Here is an 18222-nt window from a genome sequence, read left to right as displayed (position 1 = left end):
ACCCCGCTACGCACCCCGAAACCGGAAGAGCCCCCAAAGCCCTGGAATGAACTCCTGTCACCAGGGTCATTCCAGGGCATATTTCCCTGACTAAGAGAAGCAGTGACACAGAAGGCCTACCTCAGCGTGGGCCCTGTGGGCGTGCAGGTTCCGTGTGTGGCTGGTTTGCTTCGGCATGGTCGGCAGCGATTGATGACCGACTCTGGAGCGGGTGCCTTGTCTGGTCTCGCGGTTCAGGGTGGGTGGACTATTCGGCGGGTTGGATCTCGCTCTCGGTGACCCACTTGTGGTTGGTCATCGTCATCCCGTCGACGGTGAGATCAACCATGTAGACCGTCTCCTCGGTGGAGTAATCGATGGTGGCCTCAGCACCCTTCATGCCGGACATGTGCTCGGCATCCAGGACAACGCTCGCCCCGTCGGGCAGGGGGGCCTGACCCGGATCGACGAGCTCCTCATGGACGACCCAGCGGTGGTCGGTAACCGGGGCCCCACCCTCGGTGGGGGTGTAGCTGACCGAATAGGTCGTGGTGTCAAACGCCCCGGAAATGGTGGCTGTAGCCCCGTCCATGCCGGGCATGTGGTCAGCGGTGAGGATGACCTCAGTGCCCACCGGGTACGTGGGATCCTCGGCCTCTTCAATGCCTGCCGGCGGTGCCCCGCCGTCGGCAGGGTGGTCGTGCCCGCCGTGCTCTTCGTCGGCAGTGGTGGTGTCTTCCTGGTGGGTCTCGTTGGTCTCTGCGGTTGCCGTCGTGGTGCTGGTGGTGTCGGCATCGTCGGAGTTGTCGGTGGCGTCGCTGCAGGCGGTCAGCGCCAGGGTGGAGGTCAGTACCAAGGCGGCGAGGGTAATGCTGCGTTTCATGAGCGTTCCTTTCAAAGGTGGTGTGAGTTAGGGGTCGAGAGACAAGGTCAGTCAGTAACGGTTACGGGGGATATCGACCCACTGTGTTCCTCCTTCCCGTCGGTCGGAGCCAGGTGAGCCGGATCCAGATCAATGCGGCGCAACAGCTGGGCGTTCAGGGCCACCACGATGGTCGAGGCAGACATCAAGATCGCGCCCACGGCCGGGGACAGCACGAACCCGATCGAGGCGAGCACTCCGGCGGCCAACGGCACGGCGAGGATGTTGTAGCCAGAGGCCCAGATCAGGTTCTGGATCATCTTGCGATAGCTGGCCTGGGACAGCTCAATCATCGACAGCACTGCCCGCGGGTCATCACTGGCTAGGACCACCCCGGCAGATTCCATGGCCACATCCGTGCCGGCACCGATGGCGATACCGACTTCCGCGCGGGTCAGAGCGGGGGCGTCATTGACACCGTCACCGACCATGGCCACGCTCAAACCCCGGTCCTGCAGCTGCGTGACCTTGGTGTCTTTGTCCTGGGGCAGGACCTCGGCGAAGACCTCATCAATGCCTAGGTCCTGACCGACGGCGTGGGCCACCTGCTGGGCGTCGCCGGTGATTATCGCGACCTTCACCCCGCGGTCCTGCAGGGCTTTCACGGCGGCGCGGGATTCGGGGCGGATCTTGTCCTCGACGGCTACCGCACCGATGATCTGACCATCGCGGACAATATGGAGCACACCGGCCCCACGCCCGGTCCAGGCGCTGGTGGTGTCGGTGAGCTCGGCCGGGGTGGTGAGGTTGAACTCGCGCAGCATGTTCGGCCCGCCCACGAGGATCTCAGCGCCATCGACAGTGGCCCGGACCCCCCGGCCGGAGGCGGCGTTGAAACCAGTTGCACGGATTTGCCGACCGGAGGCCTCGGGATGGGCGGCCGCGGCCGCCACGATGGCGCGGGCCACGGGGTGCTCGCTGTCGGCCTCCGCGGCGGCGGCTAGGGCCAGCAGCTCGCCCTCGGTGACGCCGACAGCTGTCGCGATACCGGTGACCGCGTGCGCACCCTCGGTCAGGGTGCCGGTTTTGTCGAAGAGCACCACGTCGATGGTGCGCATCCGCTCGAGCGCCATCCGGTCCTTGATGAGCACCCCGGATTTCGCGGCCCGCTCGCTGGAGATCGCAATGACCAGCGGAATCGCCAGGCCCAGGGCATGTGGGCAGGCGATGACCAGCACCGTGACCGTGCGCACCACGACATCGTCCGGGCTGCCGATGATGGTCCACACCACCGCGGTGATCAGAGCGGAGATCAGCGCGAACCAGAACAATAACGCCGCCGCCCGATCCGCCAGGGCCTGGGCCCGGGAGGAGGACTCCTGGGCGTCGGCAACCATGCGTTGGATCCCGGCCAGGGCGGTGTCCCCGCCGGTAGCCTCCACCCGGATGCGGACGGTGTTGTCGGTGGCCACGGTACCGGCGACCACCTTGTCACCGGTGTCGCGGAAGACGGGACGGGATTCGCCGGTGATCATCGCCTCATCGAATTCGGCGGCTCCGTCGAGGATGGTTCCGTCGGCCGGCACCCGGGCACCGGCCCTCACCAGCACGACGTCGTCGACGACCAGCTCGGAGATGGCCACGGTGCGGGTGGTCCCGTCGACGATTTTCTCGGCCTCATCCGGCAGCAGGGCAGCCAGCGCGTCAAGCGCGGAGGACGCGGACCCGAGAGCGCGCATCTCCAGCCAGTGGCCCAGCAGCATGATGGTCACCAGCAGGGCCAGCTCCCACCAGAAGTCCAGGTCAAAACCGCCCAGCCCCAGAGTGGTGACCCAGGAGGCGACAAACGCCACGGTGATGGCCATGGCGATCAGGAGCATCATCCCGGGTTGGCGGGATTTCAGTTCTTTCCATCCGCCCTTGAGGAAAGGCGTTCCGCCGTAGCCGAAGATGATCGTGCCTAGCACCGGGGGGATCCAGGTGGATCCGGGGAATGCCGGGAGGTGGTAGCCGAGCAGGTGGGCGACCATGGGACTGAAAATAGCGACGGGAATGGACAGAATCAGCGACCACCAGAAGCGGTCCCGAAACATTGCGGTGCTGTGTCCGGCGTGTTCGCCGTGACTATGAACGTGGTGGTCTTCGTCCAGGGCGGAGTGCGGGTGATCGTGGGGCATCGCCTGGCCGTGGGTGTCGGCATCTGCGTGGTGTTCGTGGCTGGCATGATCCGGGTGGTGGGTGTGGTCTGTTTCCGGAGCGGGGTGATCACCATGGTGATCACCCGAATGGTGGGGAGTGCTCATGACGTTCCTTTCGCTCAACCCGGTCGGGGTCGAGATGATGAGTAAAACTGATCAGGATAAGACGGTGTAGCCGGCCTCCTCGATGGCCCGGCGAACCATCTCCGGAGGTACGAGACCGGTGACCGTGACGGTGGAAACACCACCAGCAGCGAGATCAATCTGGACGTCGTCGACCTGGGGGAGGGCCTGAAGGGCCTGGGTCACGCTTTTCGCGCAGTGCCCGCAGGTCAGGCCGGTGACCTGGTAGCTAGGGGAGGACCCTCCTGCTGACGAGTCGCTGGCGGCAGGGATGGAGGCGGTGTCGGCACGTGAGGCAGGTCCGCAACAGCTGCAGCCGTGGGAGGCCATCGGCAAGAGGCGGGGCGGGGAGGTGATCATGGGAAAGCTCCTTCGGTTCGGTGGGGTGCGGCGATGCCGCTCTCTAGCATATACCCCCCGGGGGTATATTTTCAGCATACCCCAGGGGGGTATATTTTCAATGGGTCGAGGTCGCGGCCCTCACGCGGGGCAGGGTGTGGTCACCGAGCAGCCTCCTCACTGTCGGGAGGGGACAGCGGGAGGCGGAGGGCAAAGACCGCTCCGCGACCGGGGCCGGGGGAGGTGGCGGTGAGAGTGCCGCCGTGGGCCTCGATCAATGCCTTGGAGATGGTCAGACCGATACCGGCCCCGCCGTTGTCCCGGGTGCGGGCGGCATCCCCCCGGTAGAAGCGTTCGAAGATGTGTCCGAGCTGGTCAGGTGGGATGCCCTCGCCGTCATCGGCGACGTGGATGAGCGCGGTGGACGCCCCCTGTCGGTGGACGCTGATCCGGACCTGCCCGCCGGCCGGGGTGTGCCGTAGCGCGTTCGACAGGAGATTGCTCATCACCTGGCCGAAGCGTTGCCGGTCCACGAGCACCCGGGCGGTGTCCGTAATGGTCTCGACCTGTAAATCGACGCCTTTGTCAGCATAAGCTTCCCCCGCGGCAGCAGCGGCGGTGTGGAGCAGATCCCCGAGCCCTTCCTCCGCCAGGTCCAAATCGATCCGGTGTTCCTGGGCCCGGGAGACATCGTCAATGTCTTCCATCAACCGGGTCAGGCGGGTGAGTTGGTCAGCCATGATCGTGTGGGTGGCATTATTCCAGTCCACGACCCCGTCCTGGAGACCATCGAGGTAGACCGTGAGCACCGATAAGGGGGTGCCCATTTCGTGGGCCAGATCAGAGAGCATCTGGCGGCGGACCTGTTCGGTGTGTTCCAGCCGGTCGGCCATGGTGTTGAAGGCATGCGCCAGGGTGGTGACCTCGGGGCCTGCTTTTCCGGCGGGCACGCGGATACGGGAGTTGCCGGCCGTCAGGCTGGTAGCGGCGCGGGTGAGATCCTGCAGGGGGGTGCGCAGACGACGCGATAACCACAGGCTGGCCAGCAGGGCGCTGATCAAGGCGGTGGGCAGGGCGACGGCCAGGGTGATCAGGTTGGCGCCCCGGTAGGCCTGCTCGGCATGGAACAGCTCCAGCGAGGGGTCCTCCTGGCCGGTCATCAACATATGATCATGGAACAGGGTCGGACCCACCATCGTGGCCACGGCCGCGGCCACCAGTAGGCTAATCACCACGACCAACACCTGGGCGGCCAGGAAGCGGAAGGTCAGGCCGGGTCCGTGATTCATGGTTGCCCCACCCGGTAGCCCACGCCACGCACGGTGTCGATAAACCCCCGGCCCCGGGTGTCGGTGCCGAGCTTGCGACGCAAGTTGCCGATGTGGACATCGACGATGCGTTCATCACCGACCCAGGTGGTGTCCCAGACCTCGGTGACCAGGTCGTGGCGGGTCAGCACCTGGCCGGGGCGCAGGGCCAGGGCAACCAGCAGCTCGAACTCCGTCCGGGTGAGCTCCACGGTCGTCTCCCCTACCCGCACCTGATGGGCGATGGGGTCAAGGATGAGGTCACCAACGATCAAGGGGGTGGTCACCTGCGGTGGGGTGGTGCTGGTGCGCGGGCGGCGTAGCACCGCATGCACCCGGGTCACCAGTTCCCGGATGCTAAAAGGTTTGGTGATGTAGTCATCCGCCCCCAGGGTCAAACCGCTGATCTTGTCGTCCTCGCTGCCACGCGCGGTGAGCATGAGGATGTAGCAGTCCGAGAAGGTGCGGATCCGTCGGCACACCTCCAGGCCGTCGAGTTCGGGCAGCCCCAGATCCAGCACCACAACATCGGGGGAAAAGCGACGGGTCTCGTCCACGGCCTGAGTGCCGGTGTGCGCCTGGCGGGTATCGAAGCCGGCCCGGATGAGGTAGGAGGCCACCATCTGAGCCAGGGGTTGTTCATCATCGACGACCAGCACCCGCCCCGGGGGCGTGGCGGTGGTCGGTGTGCGGTTAGCCATGGACCCCAGTATCGCTCCGGCCAGGGGGAATATCACCCTCGCTCAGTGCCCAACGGGGAAATCTTCATCAAATCTTCAAACATCACCCTTCGACCGCCGTCACCCCTGCGCCCCACCCCGGGCCGGCGGCATCGCCTCCCCTGGTCGGTTCAGCAGGCGCCACCAGGGATTTCACTGCCTGCACCGCATACCCGGGGCGGGTAGAAGGACATCGCCCACGGCTGTGGGGTGGTGTCCCGGTGGTGACCCAGCCCACCGAATTCGCCCCCTTTTCGCCCTGTTATAAGGCTGTGAGCAGGGGTTTTGATTTCTAGTCCGTCAGGCACCCGTGCTAGATAAAGGTATGGCATCGACCTTGAGGCGGTGTCTTCTCACGGTCTTACCACGATCCAAGGAGATTGACGTGAAACGAGCAGCGATCGCAGCCGCCGCCCTTGCCCTCGCCCTCACGGGGTGTTCGGCCGCCGACCCGGAACCCACCGCCGACGGGACGGTGTCCCAGGATACATTCCTGACTACCCATGGCCTGGCCGGCATGGACGCGGTGGAGATCATTGATCACCTCGACCGGCAGAAGGTCACGGAGCGTCCCACGGATCTGATCGCCTCAGTGCGTGCCGATGAACTGCTGCTCTCGAGCGATGACCAGGAAGTCGTGGTCGATCTTCCCGACAATCAGACGTATGTCTCGATCGCACCCTATCTCACCTCCACCCACGACTGCTTCTACCACAGCCTCACGACCTGCCTGGGGGAACTCGACAATGAGGATATCCAGGTCACGATCACCGATGAGGCGACCGGTGAGGTGCTGGTGGACGAGGCGACAACCACCTTCGACAACGGGTTTATTGGCTTCTGGCTTCCCGATGATGCCACCGGCCTGATTGAGGTCAGCTACCAGGGGCGTACCGGCACCACGGAGTTTTCCACCGCCGACGACGGTGCCACCTGCGTCACAGACCTGCGCCTGACGTGATGGCTCAGCAGGGTCCTCACCTGCACCTGTCTCCCGTGTCACTGAAATCTAGCACCAAGGAAGGTTAAATCATGATGAACGCGTTTCCCCGACGACAGTTTCTGCTCGGCGGGCTCGTCCTCGCCGGCACCGGGGCCGTGGCCGCCTGCACCAGCGACCCTGGACCCGCTGCCTCGGCACCAGGTTCCTCTCTTCGCCCCACTCCCACCCCCACTGCGCTCGGCGAGCCGACGGTGCGCCGGACACTGACCGCCCGGCCCCTCTCTCTGGATATCGGCGGTATCGAAGCCAAGACGTGGGGATACGTCTCTGACACCGGGGATACGGCCATTGAGGCCACCGTCGGCGACGTCCTCCAGGTCGATATCACCAATGAACTGCCTGAGAGCACCTCCATCCACTGGCATGGCATCGCACTCCACAACGCAGCCGACGGTGTGCCCGGCATGACCCAGGACCCCATTGAACCTGGCGAGTCTTTCTCCTATGTTTTTGAAGTCCCCCACGGTGGCACCTACTTCTACCATTCCCACTCCGGCCTGCAGCTTGATCGCGGCCTCCACGCCCCACTGATCGTCCGTGACCCGCAAGACGCTGAGGACCAGGACGTCGAGTGGACCATCGTGCTCGACGACTGGGTCGATGGCATTCAGGGCACTCCCGACGATGAGCTCGACAAGCTCACCGGAATGGGCTCGGGCGACCATAACGGGAAGAAGGGGATGGGAGGCCACGGCCATATGATGCACGGCACCCCGGACCGGGTACTGGGCGGGGATGCCGGCGATGTGATGTATCCGCACTACCTCATCAACGGACGTATCCCCCGTGCTCACCGGACCTTCGAGGCTCGCCCGGGTGACAAGGCCCGCCTGCGGTTTATCAACTCCGGCGGTGACACCATCTTCAAGGTGGCCCTCGGTGGTCACCGCATGACCGTCACCCACACCGACGGCTTCCCCGTCCAGCCCCGGGAGACCGAATCGATCTACCTGTCGATGGGCGAGCGTGTCGACGTCGAGGTCATCCTCGGCGACGGCATCTTCCCGCTCACGGCTTTGGCGGTGGGTAAAGACGACCGCGCCTTCGCCGTCATCCGCACCGCCGGCGGCCAGGCCCCTCACCCCGATGTCGACTTCCCCGAGTTGTCGTCCACCGGACTGCTTCTGTCCTCCCTGAAGCCAGCAGACCGTGCACTCCTGCCCGAGGACACACCAGACCGAGAAGTCAGCATCGACCTGGGCGGGCAGATGATGCCGTATGAATGGAGCATTCTCACCGACGGCCAATCCTCCTCCGCGATCGTGCAGGCGGGCCAGCGCCTGCGGATGGTCATGCGCAACAGGACCATGATGCCCCACCCCATGCACATCCACGGTCACACGTGGGCGCTGCCCGGCAGCGGCGGGCTACGCAAGGACACCGTCCTTCTCCGCCACGGTGAAACCATGATCGCCGACCTGATCTCTGACAACCCCGGTGAGTGGGCATTTCACTGCCATAACGCCTATCACATGGAAACCGGGATGTTCAGCTCGCTTCGCTACGAGTAACCCGGCTCTTTTCCGCTTTGTCCTGCGGTATACAGCTAAGGTCGTTGTGCCCGTATATCGGGGACTCGGGAATTGTCCTTGATCCATGCTTCGGCATGAGGATCAATAAAGCTTGCCACCATTTGGATGGCGTTATCAACGGAGTCAAGATCTTCAAACTGCTGTCTGCTGCCAGGGGTTTTCTTCAACGCCTTCTTAACCTGAGGCCAGACGCTCGCCTGATAGTGACTGCTTAGGAGGAAGCGCCAAAAGTCGAAGCTGAGTTCAGCGATGATTTTTCCTGGTGGTGCGCCTTCCTTCCCGGCCCGTTTCTTCGCTTTGCGGATATTCTTCTTCGCTGCATCGTTGAAAGGGATTCGATCGTCGTCAAACCATCGCTCGCCGTACCTTCCGGTTAGGGCATTGTGAATGCTATTTCGGAGGAGTACTTCGAGGTGTTCGATGTCTGCGAGATAGGTCTTCGTGAGGTGAGTATTCCAAAGGTAGAGCGTTTCTGGTGATGGATGATCGGTGTACCTGCTCATTCGCGCAGATGAAAACCACTGGGACAGCTGTACTTGGGCTGGGCTTGGATTTCCATATGGATATGATAATGTGCGCTTTGAAAACCCCGGAACGATCCCTGCACTACGAAAGTAGGAGTAAATCGCCGGGGTTATTGATATCTTCGGGGAATTATAGCGGCCAGAAGTTCGAAGTTTTTCGCCCTTATTTACCGTGAATGACAGTGACAGATTTGTGATCCCTTGGGCTTAGGAGTTGTGGCAGTAACAGCTACCTTTGAAGGATGATTACTAATGAACTCCGAGAATTACTGACCGTAGCCACGACCCATGCGCAGCGCTTCCACGACGGGGAAGATCACACCGTAGCCGCAGCCCTCCTGACTGAATCCGGCAAACACGTGCTCGGTTTGAACGCATACCATTTTCTCGGTGGCCCCTGTGGTGAAATCTCGGCCTTAGCTAACCACGCTGCTAGTCATCCCGAGGATCCCATCCGGGCGGTAGTCGCCGTCCACGGTCCGACTGGCCAGGTGCTTTCGCCCTGTGGAAAATGCCGCCAAGTGCTATTTGATACTGATCCGTCTATCCGGTGCATCGTGCGCAGAAGCAATGGACTTGAAGCACTCACCGTGGAAGAGCTCTTACCGTTCGCATATAACTGGCGTGACATGGACAAAGAGCAACGCATCTATATGTGGGAAGGCTACGAGGAATCAATTCGAAGCGGAGAAAAGCAACAAACCATTCGGGTGGATGACCCCTTCCACGAAGGAAGCGCCCAGATTGTCTTCGAGAAAGAATCCGGAGAGGTTGTCACCATTCCCGCAGAAGTCACTTCTGTCGTCTCTACCCAGCGGAGGTCCTTGACGGAGGAACAAGCCCGAAGAGATGGCTTTGGTTCTCTTGCTGAGCTCCACGAAGCGCTCGATACTCACTATCCCGGATTAGCTGAGGATGATGAGGTCGACGTCGTAGAGTTCACGCTCCGTAAGGCTTAACTACTTCGGTAAAGACGACGGGGAAAGGGTTTTGCCTAGACTGTCGGTATGTTCGGCCCCGCTTCCGCCCAGCCACCGCGGCTTATAGATTTCCCTGTGCTGCGGTTACCATTTGTGGAGTTCGCATTTGTTGGGCTGCTGGTGGCCGTCTTTTTCGTTGATACGCAAGGAACTGATGCTGAGAGCGGCTTCCTTGCGGTCTTTGTGGTTCTTCCCGCACTCGTGTTTCTGGGAATTGCCTACCTTATTTCCCTGCCCATGCAGCGGAAGGACATTACAGATTTCCGGCTAGATGCCGTTTTCGTCGTTATTGGAGTGCTTGGTCTCTTCGGCTGGATCGGCCAGATGCTCATTGCTTTGCCCCTCCTGTGCTGCCTGCCCGTAGGGCTTTCAGCACTGATCCGCAGAGGCATCGCCTTTGCGTTGTGGAAGAGGGGTAAAGGCCCGCAACTGCCGGAATGAGGTTACGCGCTCTGCCAGCGCATCCTGCCGTCCGATGCCGGGGCGCACGTCATCGGGACACCTCTCTTTGATACCCCGCTTCCGCCGTTGCAATACGCGCCGGGGTGAACGTAGTTCTCTTCAACGGCGGGTGCTTCATACACAGCGGCAGCTTCTTGCACTGGGGGATTTGCGGCCATCATTTCGTCGGCACACTGCTGTGTCCAGCCAGAGGTTCCATCGCTGAAGAATGTCGTTCCGGTTTCGTGTAGCGAGACATCACCGCAGGACTCGATGGCTTTCTCCATCGGAGTAGGTTGCGCCGCACCGGGCGCCTCGGTGAAGCCGATGACTTCTTCTTGCGGTTGATCCACGCCGATATCTTCGGCGCTTTCCTCGGCAGTGGGAAGGGTGGGGTGTGGGGCGTCTTCAGTAACGCTGGTGCTTGACGACGTCTCACTCGCAGGGGTGGATTCAACGTCGAGAGAGGAACAGCCGCCGAGCACAAAGAGCGCAGAGGCAATACAGAGAAGTCGCTTCATTTCAGGTCCTTTGTTTATCTACCTCTATGGTAGTGACGGGTACCCTAGTTGCGCACAGGAATCACACAGTAGCTGGCCAGGCTCGGCGGATAAGCTGGTGCCTCATGAAAAACGGCTTTTTACAGCGCGCTTTCCTTGCAATCCTCCTCGGCACTGCCGCCCCCGTTCCGGCTCATGCCCAGACCATGGAGACCTCCGCCGCGCAGGATCTCGGCATCAATGATCCTGACTGTAAGCCCACGGGTTCCGTCACTGAACCCGTTGTTTTATTGCACGGTACTTCGGCAAACTCGGCCGAGTGGAACGATCTCATCCCGAAGCTCAAGGACCAAGGGATGTGCGTGTGGGCCTTCGACTATGGCGCCGAGGACATTGCGTACCAGAACGCCTACGACTACATGAAGGGGATTGCGGATCTAGATTCTTCCGGGCGCGAGATCGCCGGGCATATTGAACACATCCGTGAGGTCACCGGAGCAAACAAAGTAAACCTCGTCGGTTTCTCCCAGGGCGGCCTGCACACCAAGACCTTCACACAACTCTACGGCTCAGCGGATGAAGTGAACCGCGTGGTCACCATCGGTGCGAACTTCCACGGGACGACGTGGGGCGGGCGGGCAACGCCCCTCAAGACGGCCGCAAAGATCGCGCCCGATGTGGTTGATTTCCTCGGCACCAGCGCTGGCATCGAGCAGTTGGAGGGCTCGGATTTTATGGAGAATCTCAACCAGCTTCCGGATACCGCGCCCGGCGTTACTTACACGTCCATCTATTCGCCGGCGGATAATACCGTGACGCCGAACCAGACCTCGGAGCTGAGCGCTGTTCCGGGCGCGGACGTGGTCAATGTGGAATCCGCCCCAGTCGAACATGGAAATCTACCCCATGACCCGCGCGTGCACGATCAGATTCTGTGGGGGCTCACGCGTTAGTGACACACATCCAGGGTGCCATCGATGCGGACGGCCGGTGCCGTCACTGGCACACGCTTGTCGACGTCATTGCGAACAAGTGCCACACCTGCGGCGGATGGTTCGCGTGTTCGCTCTGCCACGCGGAGCTGACCGACCATGAATTCGGACCCATGCCGAAAGACCAGCTCTGCGTCATGTGCGGGGCCTGCGGCCGAACAATGACCTATGCCGAATACTCAGCATATAAATGCCCCGCGTGCGGGCATGCCTTCAATACAGGCTGTGCGCTGCACGCGGGGACGTATTTCCGCTAGTCTTCTACGGCAAAAGCTGGGCCAGCGGGGTGCCCTCGACGAGGGTCTTGAGGTACGCCAGAATGTCCGGGACGTTGAAGGTGAAGTTGCCGATGGTCACCGGGAAGGTCGGAAAAGCGTTGTTCGATGGGGCGTTATTGCCGTTATTTGCCGGGGCACCACCACCGTTGTTGGCAGGGACAGTGTTGTTAGCTGGTGCAGTGTTCTGAGCAGGAGCAGTGTTGCCGCCGCCACCGTTCAGGCCGCAGCGAGCGATGGCCTCGTCGGCGCGGGCGACGGCGTCGCGGATCTCGGGACCACGCGGGTGGAAGTTGGCAGCAGCCAGCGCCTGGGACTTCTTGCTGTTGTAGTCAGACGGATTGGTGTAGTACTTGGTGGCCTGCTCACAGGAAATCTGGCCGGCAGGGACCTTGGCCAGGTAGTCATCCACCATGTCGGCGGATGCGGTAGGGGCGGACAGGCCGATGGCAGCAGCAACGGAGCAGAGGACAAGCTTATTTCTCATGCGCCACATTGTGCCACAGCTTTTACACGTTTGCGTTAGTGCTCGCTTCCTAAGAAACGATTTACCAGCGAAAAATACGCCTTCACAGTCAAATCCAAGTCTTCCAGGTAGAGGTGTTCGTCGTGGCTGTGCAGCTGCGAGTTTGCGCTGGCCATATCCCGATCCTCCGCATGCAGCGCGAAGCCATAGGCGTTGCCGCCGCGGCGACGCGCCACGCGCAGGTCGGAACCACCCGTCGCCAGCACCGGCAGCACCTCCTTATCCGGAAAAAATTCGTGGGCGGTCTCCTCGATGCAGCGCCACAGTTCAGTATCGGTGGAGGACTGTGTGGCGTCCTCCGTAATAAGGTGCTCGATCTCTACTTCGTCGGCCATATCGCCGAGGGCCTCACGCAGGAACTCGTCGAGCTCCTCCTGGGTCTGGCCAGGGAAGGGGCGGATATCCATCTCCAGGTAGGCGTGGGAAGGCAGCACGTTGATGGCGCCACCCGCGCGCAGGACAGTTTGGGCAATTGTCGTGTGCGAGAAGGCGTGAGCGTAGGCGGACAAACTACCGAACTTTTCATAGTCGGCCGCGGTAGCGGAGCCGTCGAGAAGCGCTGCCTCCGTTGCGGGGTCGAAGCGGAAGGTCTTGACGAATCCCTGCCACACCTCATCCGTGGCCACGGGTGGCTCGGCGGCGGCGATGCGGCGAGCAACCTCACCGATTTTGACGATGGCAAAGTCCTTCCCAAACGGCGTGGAGCCATGGCCGGCATCGCCGTGCACGTGCAGACGGCGCTGGCCCGCGCCCTTCTCACCGACGTTGAAGCCGAGCGCGCCGGGCAGGTGGCTGCCGCCGGTTTCCGAGAGGCAGTTGCGCACCGAGTAGGCCTCCGGGTGGTGCTTATCCATCCAGATGGAGCCCAAGCCGCCGCGGGCCTCCTCGTCGGCCATGCCGACAAAGGCCAGGGTGCCGCCGGGGTTGCCGCGCTGAGCGACATCGCGAGTCACCGCCGCCATCGTCGCCGTAATAAAGAGCATGTCCACCGCGCCGCGGCCGTAGAGCTTGCCATCTTCGATGACGGCGTCGAAAGGTGGCTTGGTCCACTTGGGCTCGTCGACGGGCACGACGTCGGTGTGGCCCATGAGCGTGAGCGGCTCCTTGTCCGGGTCACCCGGAACGGTCACCACGATGGTGACGCGGCCCGGGTGCGATTCATAGCGTTGAATCTCCACCGGGGTGCCTGCGAAAAACCGCTCCAACGTGTCGGCATTGCGGACCTCGTGGCCGGAATCCGGAGTGAGGTCATTGACGCAGGCATTGCGAATGAGCTGCTGAAGCAGTGCGAGGGTGTCGTCGTAGAGCGTGGAATCCATGGCCTAAAGGGTAGCCCGGACTACATGAAACCGGCAGATTTACCACAACTTGAACGGTGTTCAAGTAATGTTTCCCGCATGAGCATCGTAGACATCGCACGCGAGAAGGCCCTGGAGCAGGGCATCGGCCTCAACGAAGAAGAACTCCTGCAGGTTCTCCAGATCCCGGATGAGCAGCTGGAAGAGATCGCGGACATCGCCCACAAGACCCGCCTCAAGTGGTGTGGTCCGGACGTGTCCGTGGAAGGCATCATCTCCATTAAGACCGGCGGCTGCCCGGAGGATTGCCACTTCTGCTCACAGTCGGGCCTGTTTGATTCTCCCGTACGCGCCGCGCGTCTCAACATTCCGGAGCTGGTGGAGGCCGCCAAGAAGACGGCCAAGACGGGTGCGACGGAGTTCTGCATCGTGGCAGCTGTGAAAGCCCCAGATGAGAACCTCCTGTCCCAGGTTGCCGAGGCCATTCCGGCCATCCTGGATGAAGTCGATATCGAAATCTCCCTCTCGCTCGGAACCCTGACCCGCGAGCAAGCGCAGCGCCTCAAGGACATGGGCGCCCAGCGCTATAACCACAACCTGGAGACCTCCAAGTCCTTCTTCCCCAACGTGGTCACCACGCATACCTGGGAGGAGCGCAAAGAGACCCTCGAGAATGTCCGTGCAGTCGGCATGGAAGTCTGCTCCGGCGGCATCATCGGAATGGGCGAATCACTAGAAGACCGCGCCGAATTCGCTTACCAGCTGGCCCAGATCGAGCCCTGCGAGGTGCCGATGAACTTCCTTGATCCCCGCCCGGGCACCCCGTTCGCGGATTACCCGCTGGTCCCGCTCGGTGAGGCGCTGCGCGCCGTGGCCGCATTCCGCCTGGCCATGCCGTCCGTGACCCTCCGTTTTGCAGGCGGCCGCGAGCTCTCCCTCGGTGACGACGGCACCGAAAAGGGCCTCCTCGGCGGCATCAACGCCATCATCGCCGGAAACTACCTGACCACGCTGGGCAAGCAGATCGAGAAGGACGTCGACATGCTCGGCCGCATCGACCTGCCCATCAAGGCGCTCTAATGAACAGCTCGACGGAGCTGGCCGCTGCCGTACTCGCCGGCGAGGAGCCGCTGTTCCACCCCAACACTGGGAAACCACTAAGCGAGGAATTCACCCTGCACCCGGCAGCCGCGGCCGGCCTGGACGTCCCGCGCTATTGCCAGCTGTGCGGGCGCCGCATGGTGGTGCAGGTGCGCCCGGACGGCTGGAACGCGCGCTGCTCGCGCCATGGCGAGCTCGACTCGGACTATCTCTATGAGGAGGTACTTCCGTAAGCTGGGGCACCATGGATCCCGCTGTTGCCCACGCCCATCGGTCTGCGCTGCGCTCGATTTCCCGCGTCGTCTCAGAGATTGCGACCCCGACGCCTCCACAACAAGCGTTGAACGCCGTCGCCGAGCAACTACGCCGCGGCAACGTCATGGTCCTCACGGGAGCAGGTGTATCTACAGAATCAGGCGTGCCGGATTACCGCGGCCCGAACGGCTCCCTCAGCCGGCACCGCCCCATGACCTACCAGGAGTTCCTGCACGACCCGCAGGCCTCCCACCGCTACTGGGCCCGCGCCTTTGTGGGCTGGCGGGTCATGCAGGCCGCACACCCCAACCGCACGCACTACGCTTTGGTCGAGCTCGAGCGCGCCGGGCTTCTCACGGGCGTTGTCACGCAGAACGTTGATGGCCTGCACGAGGAAGCTGGGCAGCGCAACCTCATCGCCCTGCATGGGGATATGCAGCACGTCGTGTGCTTGAGCTGCGGGTACGAAGAAGCACGCGCGGACTACGACGCCCGCGCGGCCACAGCCAACCCGGAATTCCTCCAACGCTGGGCAGTCAACAAAGCGGACGTGAACCCCGACGGCGACGTCGCCCTCAGCGAGGAAGCAGTGGAAGAATTCGTCATGCCCGGCTGCGTGCAGTGCGGCTCGCAGCGCCTGAAGCCAGACGTAGTCTATTTCGGTGAGCCAGTGCCTACCTACAAAAAGGACGCCGCCTATGCGATGGTCAACGCGGCGGACTCGGTGCTCGTTGCCGGTTCTTCGTTGGCGGTCATGAGCGGCTTTCGGTTCGTCCTAGAGGCCAAGAAACAAGGCAAGCGCGTGGCCACCATCAATGGAGGGCCGGGACGCGCCGACGATCGCGTCGACACCCTGTGGCGCACCCAGGTGGGCCCGGCTTTCGACGCGATCCTGGATGAGCTAGAACTCTAAAGCTGCTCCAGTTCTTCGAGCACCACGTGGCATACCCGCTTGTCCAAGGGCATGTCTTCGTGGCGGATTATCGCGCGGCGCTCGATGTCCTGAATATAGATATTTCGTACCTGCTGGCCGTTGAGGAAGCAGGTGTTGGGTGGAACCACGACGGCATCGGAGCGCGTGGCGATGCACGTATAGCTCACACCGGGTTCGACCTCACTGTCGCGGTTCGTTGCCTCCACGACCTCGCTGCCGACTACTTGCTGCATGCCGGCGGGGCCAAACCAGCCGTCGATAAGCGTGCGCACGACCTCCTCCTGGCGCTCGCCACGGAAGAGGGGGCTGGCAATTCCGCCCTGGGTCGTTCCGTGGTTGGGCGCACTGATGCAGACGACGTGCCGTACAAACCCCGCGCTATCGTGCATGCGCATCCAATAGCGAGCCAGCAATCCGCCCTGGGAATGCCCCACGAGGATCACCTTTTCCGCGCCGGTGACGGCAAGGACGGCGTTGATGTAGGCGTCGAGCTGCCGGGCGGATTCCTGCAGGGGAGCGGTGGCGCGGGTCCCGTAGTCAGGGGCGAAGGTGGCCCAGCCAGCGGCGCGGAGCATGTCTGCGAGGACTTGCCAGACGCCTTTGCTGTCGCAGGTTCCGTGGATCAAAATAACCGGCCAGGGTCGTTCGGCGGTGGGGCGCGCGGACCAGTCGTCTTCGCACACGCCTCGCGTCCGCCTGCGGGCACCGAGGGGGAGTGTGGTCATGGGATTGCAGTTTACCCTTGACGCCCCTCCAACTTTTTTACTAAGCTAAGGCTTGCCTAATACGGGCCGGGCGGTGAGCTCCACACCGCACGCGTTACCGGATTAGTCATGGGGATAGAGCCCGCCGCCTCACCGCGGCGGGCTTCTTTCATGGATACACTCGCGAGCATGACCGACCTGCAGCATGTCCACTCCGTCAATGAAGCGATTTCCCGCCTCAGCGAGCTCTATGACAGTTCTTGCGAGCTGGCACGTCACGCTCTCGCCTCGGGGGACCACGACGCCTACCGCCACGTGGTCTACCCGAAGATCACCGTGGATATCCGCCAATGGACACCCATCGACCGCTCTGAGCCCTTCGGCTACGTGGACCAAGAGGGCCGCTACTCGGCAGTGATATCAAAACCATGGCTGATTCGTAGTTACCTCACGGAGCAGCTCACGCGGCTCACCAATAACTACCCCTGCGATATCTACGTCGGTCAATCGGATGAGCGCATCCCGCCGGAATATATCCGGGGGATTACAGAAATTCCCCAGGACCGCGGCGATATACCCCGGCCCACCCTCGATGCGGTTCATGACGGGATCGTTGACGGCGCGTGGAAGGCCTTTCACGGGAAAGAAAAGCCGCTGTTCCACTTCGGCCCGCAGCGCTTCGACATCGCCTGCGCCCGCATCGAGCACTACACCGGCATCGAGGTGGACACCGTGCAGAAGTACATCCTGTTCACCAACTACGCCATGCACACCACCGAGTTCGTCAAGTTCGGCCTGCGCGAACTCTCACGTGAGGATTCACGCTACACCGCGCTCGTGCTGCCCACGGGGGAGACCATCCACTCCAATGACGCGGTGCTTCTCGACGTCGACGAGCTCACCCTCACCTCCCGCTACCAGATGCCCCGTTTTGATCTCATCACCGCCGGCGGAGATGGCATCACCATGATCAACATTGGCGTGGGCCCCTCTAACGCCAAGACCATCACAGATTGCCTGGCGGTGCTGCGCCCGGAGGCCTGGATCATGATCGGCCACTGCGCAGGGCTCGATGGCCGCATGCGCATCGGCGACCTCATCCTGGGCAACGCCTACCAGCGCGAGGACCACATCCTCGATGGCACCGTCACCACCAGCAACCCGATTCCCGCCATTCCAGAAATCCAGCGCATGCTGGAGGCCGCCGTCGAAGAGGTATACGGGAAAGACAATTCGCTCATGCGCACCGGCACGGTGCTCTCCACCGATGACCGCAACTGGGAGTGGCGCACCTCCCGGGACTTGTGGGAATGGCTGCGCCACTCCACCGCGGTGGCCGTGGACATGGAATCCTGCACCCTCGCTGCCAACGGCTACCGCTACCGCATCCCGTATGGCACTCTGCTGTCGGTGTCCGATCTGCCTTTGCACGCCGTGCCCAAGCTTCCTGCCCAAGCGCAGGCCTTTTACTCGAACTCGAAGGAAGCCCACGTCATGTGTGCGGTGCGCGCGGTGGAGGCGTTGGCGGAGAATCCGGAGCGGCTGCGCACCCGCAAACTGCGCCGAACGGTGGCAGAGGTTCCGTTCCGCTGAGGTAGATGATTAGACTGAGGGAAATGCACAATCTGGC

20 protein-coding genes are annotated in these 18222 nt (G+C 62.4%); 10 read left to right on the top strand and 10 right to left on the bottom strand.

The features are described from left to right. Positions 1–247 precede the first annotated feature (247 nt). The 5 genes from HMPREF2698_RS01855 to HMPREF2698_RS01830 form a co-directional block, all read right to left on the bottom strand. Positions 248–862, bottom strand: coding sequence for a YdhK family protein (locus HMPREF2698_RS01855; protein ID WP_049151221.1), 615 nt, complete (start codon positions 860–862; stop codon positions 248–250). 47 nt (positions 863–909) lie between these two features. Beyond that, positions 910–3144, bottom strand: a complete 2235-nt coding sequence (locus HMPREF2698_RS01850) for a copper-translocating P-type ATPase (RefSeq protein ID WP_070520407.1) — start codon at positions 3142–3144, stop codon at positions 910–912. A 51-nt stretch (positions 3145–3195) separates the two neighbouring features. Then, complete coding sequence (locus tag HMPREF2698_RS01840; RefSeq protein WP_070520404.1) at positions 3196–3522, bottom strand: heavy-metal-associated domain-containing protein; 327 nt, start codon at positions 3520–3522, stop codon at positions 3196–3198. Positions 3523–3662: 140 nt separating this feature from the next. Next, on the bottom strand, positions 3663–4790 hold the full coding sequence (locus HMPREF2698_RS01835) for a sensor histidine kinase (protein WP_070520402.1): 1128 nt from the start codon (positions 4788–4790) through the stop codon (positions 3663–3665). Next, complete coding sequence (locus HMPREF2698_RS01830) at positions 4787–5509, bottom strand: response regulator transcription factor (RefSeq protein WP_118781224.1); 723 nt, start codon at positions 5507–5509, stop codon at positions 4787–4789. The genes HMPREF2698_RS01835 and HMPREF2698_RS01830 overlap by 4 nt, the downstream gene beginning before the upstream one ends. Before the next feature lie 403 nt (positions 5510–5912). On the opposite strand from HMPREF2698_RS01830, the gene HMPREF2698_RS01825 reads away from it, so the two are divergent. Both HMPREF2698_RS01825 and HMPREF2698_RS01820 read left to right on the top strand, forming a co-directional pair. Continuing rightward, a complete protein-coding gene (locus tag HMPREF2698_RS01825) occupies positions 5913–6488 on the top strand; it encodes a CueP family metal-binding protein (RefSeq protein WP_070520399.1) in 576 nt (191 codons plus the stop codon). A 71-nt stretch (positions 6489–6559) separates the two neighbouring features. Continuing rightward, positions 6560–8041, top strand: coding sequence for a multicopper oxidase family protein (locus tag HMPREF2698_RS01820; protein ID WP_070520396.1), 1482 nt, complete (start codon positions 6560–6562; stop codon positions 8039–8041). A 35-nt stretch (positions 8042–8076) separates the two neighbouring features. On the opposite strand, the gene HMPREF2698_RS01815 is transcribed toward HMPREF2698_RS01820, so the two are convergent. Then, positions 8077–8565 carry a hypothetical protein gene (locus HMPREF2698_RS01815; RefSeq protein ID WP_070533507.1) on the bottom strand — a complete coding sequence of 163 codons (489 nt, stop codon included), beginning with the start codon at positions 8563–8565 and terminating at the stop codon, positions 8077–8079. A gap of 263 nt (positions 8566–8828) precedes the next feature. Here HMPREF2698_RS01815 and HMPREF2698_RS01810 point away from each other — a divergent pair, with 263 nt between their 5' ends. Then, the gene (locus HMPREF2698_RS01810) at positions 8829–9545 is read left to right on the top strand and encodes an ASCH domain-containing protein (RefSeq protein ID WP_070533505.1); all 717 of its coding nucleotides are present in this window, start codon (positions 8829–8831) and stop codon (positions 9543–9545) included. Positions 9546–9593: 48 nt separating this feature from the next. Then, entirely contained in the window at positions 9594–10007 is a 414-nt protein-coding gene (locus HMPREF2698_RS01805; protein WP_070533503.1) for a hypothetical protein, read from the top strand. Between the two features lie 2 nt (positions 10008–10009). Here the strand turns inward: HMPREF2698_RS01805 and HMPREF2698_RS01800 are convergent, their stop codons facing one another. After that, complete coding sequence (locus HMPREF2698_RS01800) at positions 10010–10528, bottom strand: hypothetical protein (protein WP_070533502.1); 519 nt, start codon at positions 10526–10528, stop codon at positions 10010–10012. Between the two features lie 104 nt (positions 10529–10632). Here HMPREF2698_RS01800 and HMPREF2698_RS01795 point away from each other — a divergent pair, with 104 nt between their 5' ends. Together HMPREF2698_RS01795 and HMPREF2698_RS12830 are read left to right on the top strand one after the other, a co-directional pair. Beyond that, positions 10633–11460, top strand: coding sequence for an esterase/lipase family protein (locus tag HMPREF2698_RS01795; RefSeq protein WP_070533500.1), 828 nt, complete (start codon positions 10633–10635; stop codon positions 11458–11460). Continuing rightward, complete coding sequence (locus HMPREF2698_RS12830; RefSeq protein WP_083299197.1) at positions 11460–11756, top strand: CHY zinc finger protein; 297 nt, start codon at positions 11460–11462, stop codon at positions 11754–11756. Before HMPREF2698_RS01795 ends, HMPREF2698_RS12830 begins: the two co-directional genes overlap by 1 nt. 4 nt (positions 11757–11760) lie before the next feature. Here the strand turns inward: HMPREF2698_RS12830 and HMPREF2698_RS01790 are convergent, their stop codons facing one another. Next, positions 11761–12261: a hypothetical protein gene (locus HMPREF2698_RS01790; protein ID WP_369821999.1), complete on the bottom strand. Its 501-nt coding sequence runs from the start codon at positions 12259–12261 to the stop codon at positions 11761–11763. Between the two features lie 35 nt (positions 12262–12296). After that, positions 12297–13619: a M20/M25/M40 family metallo-hydrolase gene (locus HMPREF2698_RS01785; RefSeq protein WP_070520381.1), complete on the bottom strand. Its 1323-nt coding sequence runs from the start codon at positions 13617–13619 to the stop codon at positions 12297–12299. A gap of 78 nt (positions 13620–13697) precedes the next feature. Here HMPREF2698_RS01785 and bioB point away from each other — a divergent pair, with 78 nt between their 5' ends. From bioB to HMPREF2698_RS01770, 3 genes are read left to right on the top strand one after another with little or no spacing between them, the layout of a single operon-like run. Continuing rightward, positions 13698–14678 carry a biotin synthase BioB gene (gene bioB, locus HMPREF2698_RS01780; protein WP_070520377.1) on the top strand — a complete coding sequence of 327 codons (981 nt, stop codon included), beginning with the start codon at positions 13698–13700 and terminating at the stop codon, positions 14676–14678. Beyond that, positions 14678–14932, top strand: coding sequence for a biotin synthase auxiliary protein BsaP (locus tag HMPREF2698_RS01775; RefSeq protein WP_070520374.1), 255 nt, complete (start codon positions 14678–14680; stop codon positions 14930–14932). Before bioB ends, HMPREF2698_RS01775 begins: the two co-directional genes overlap by 1 nt. A gap of 11 nt (positions 14933–14943) precedes the next feature. Continuing rightward, entirely contained in the window at positions 14944–15867 is a 924-nt protein-coding gene (locus HMPREF2698_RS01770; RefSeq protein WP_070520370.1) for a Sir2 family NAD-dependent protein deacetylase, read from the top strand. Here the strand turns inward: HMPREF2698_RS01770 and HMPREF2698_RS01765 are convergent. Beyond that, positions 15864–16613: an esterase/lipase family protein gene (locus tag HMPREF2698_RS01765; RefSeq protein WP_070520367.1), complete on the bottom strand. Its 750-nt coding sequence runs from the start codon at positions 16611–16613 to the stop codon at positions 15864–15866. The two genes, HMPREF2698_RS01770 and HMPREF2698_RS01765, sit on opposite strands and share 4 nt — an antisense overlap. A gap of 168 nt (positions 16614–16781) precedes the next feature. On the opposite strand from HMPREF2698_RS01765, the gene amn reads away from it, so the two are divergent. Next, positions 16782–18185 carry an AMP nucleosidase gene (gene amn, locus HMPREF2698_RS01760; RefSeq protein WP_070520364.1) on the top strand — a complete coding sequence of 468 codons (1404 nt, stop codon included), beginning with the start codon at positions 16782–16784 and terminating at the stop codon, positions 18183–18185. Positions 18186–18222 lie beyond the last annotated feature (37 nt).

It is taken from the genome of Corynebacterium sp. HMSC072A02, from assembly GCF_001810085.1.
GTDB lineage: Bacteria > Actinomycetota > Actinomycetes > Mycobacteriales > Mycobacteriaceae > Corynebacterium > Corynebacterium hesseae.
Note: the sequence above shows the minus strand (reverse complement) of the source record. Positions and strands in the feature narration are given on the sequence as shown.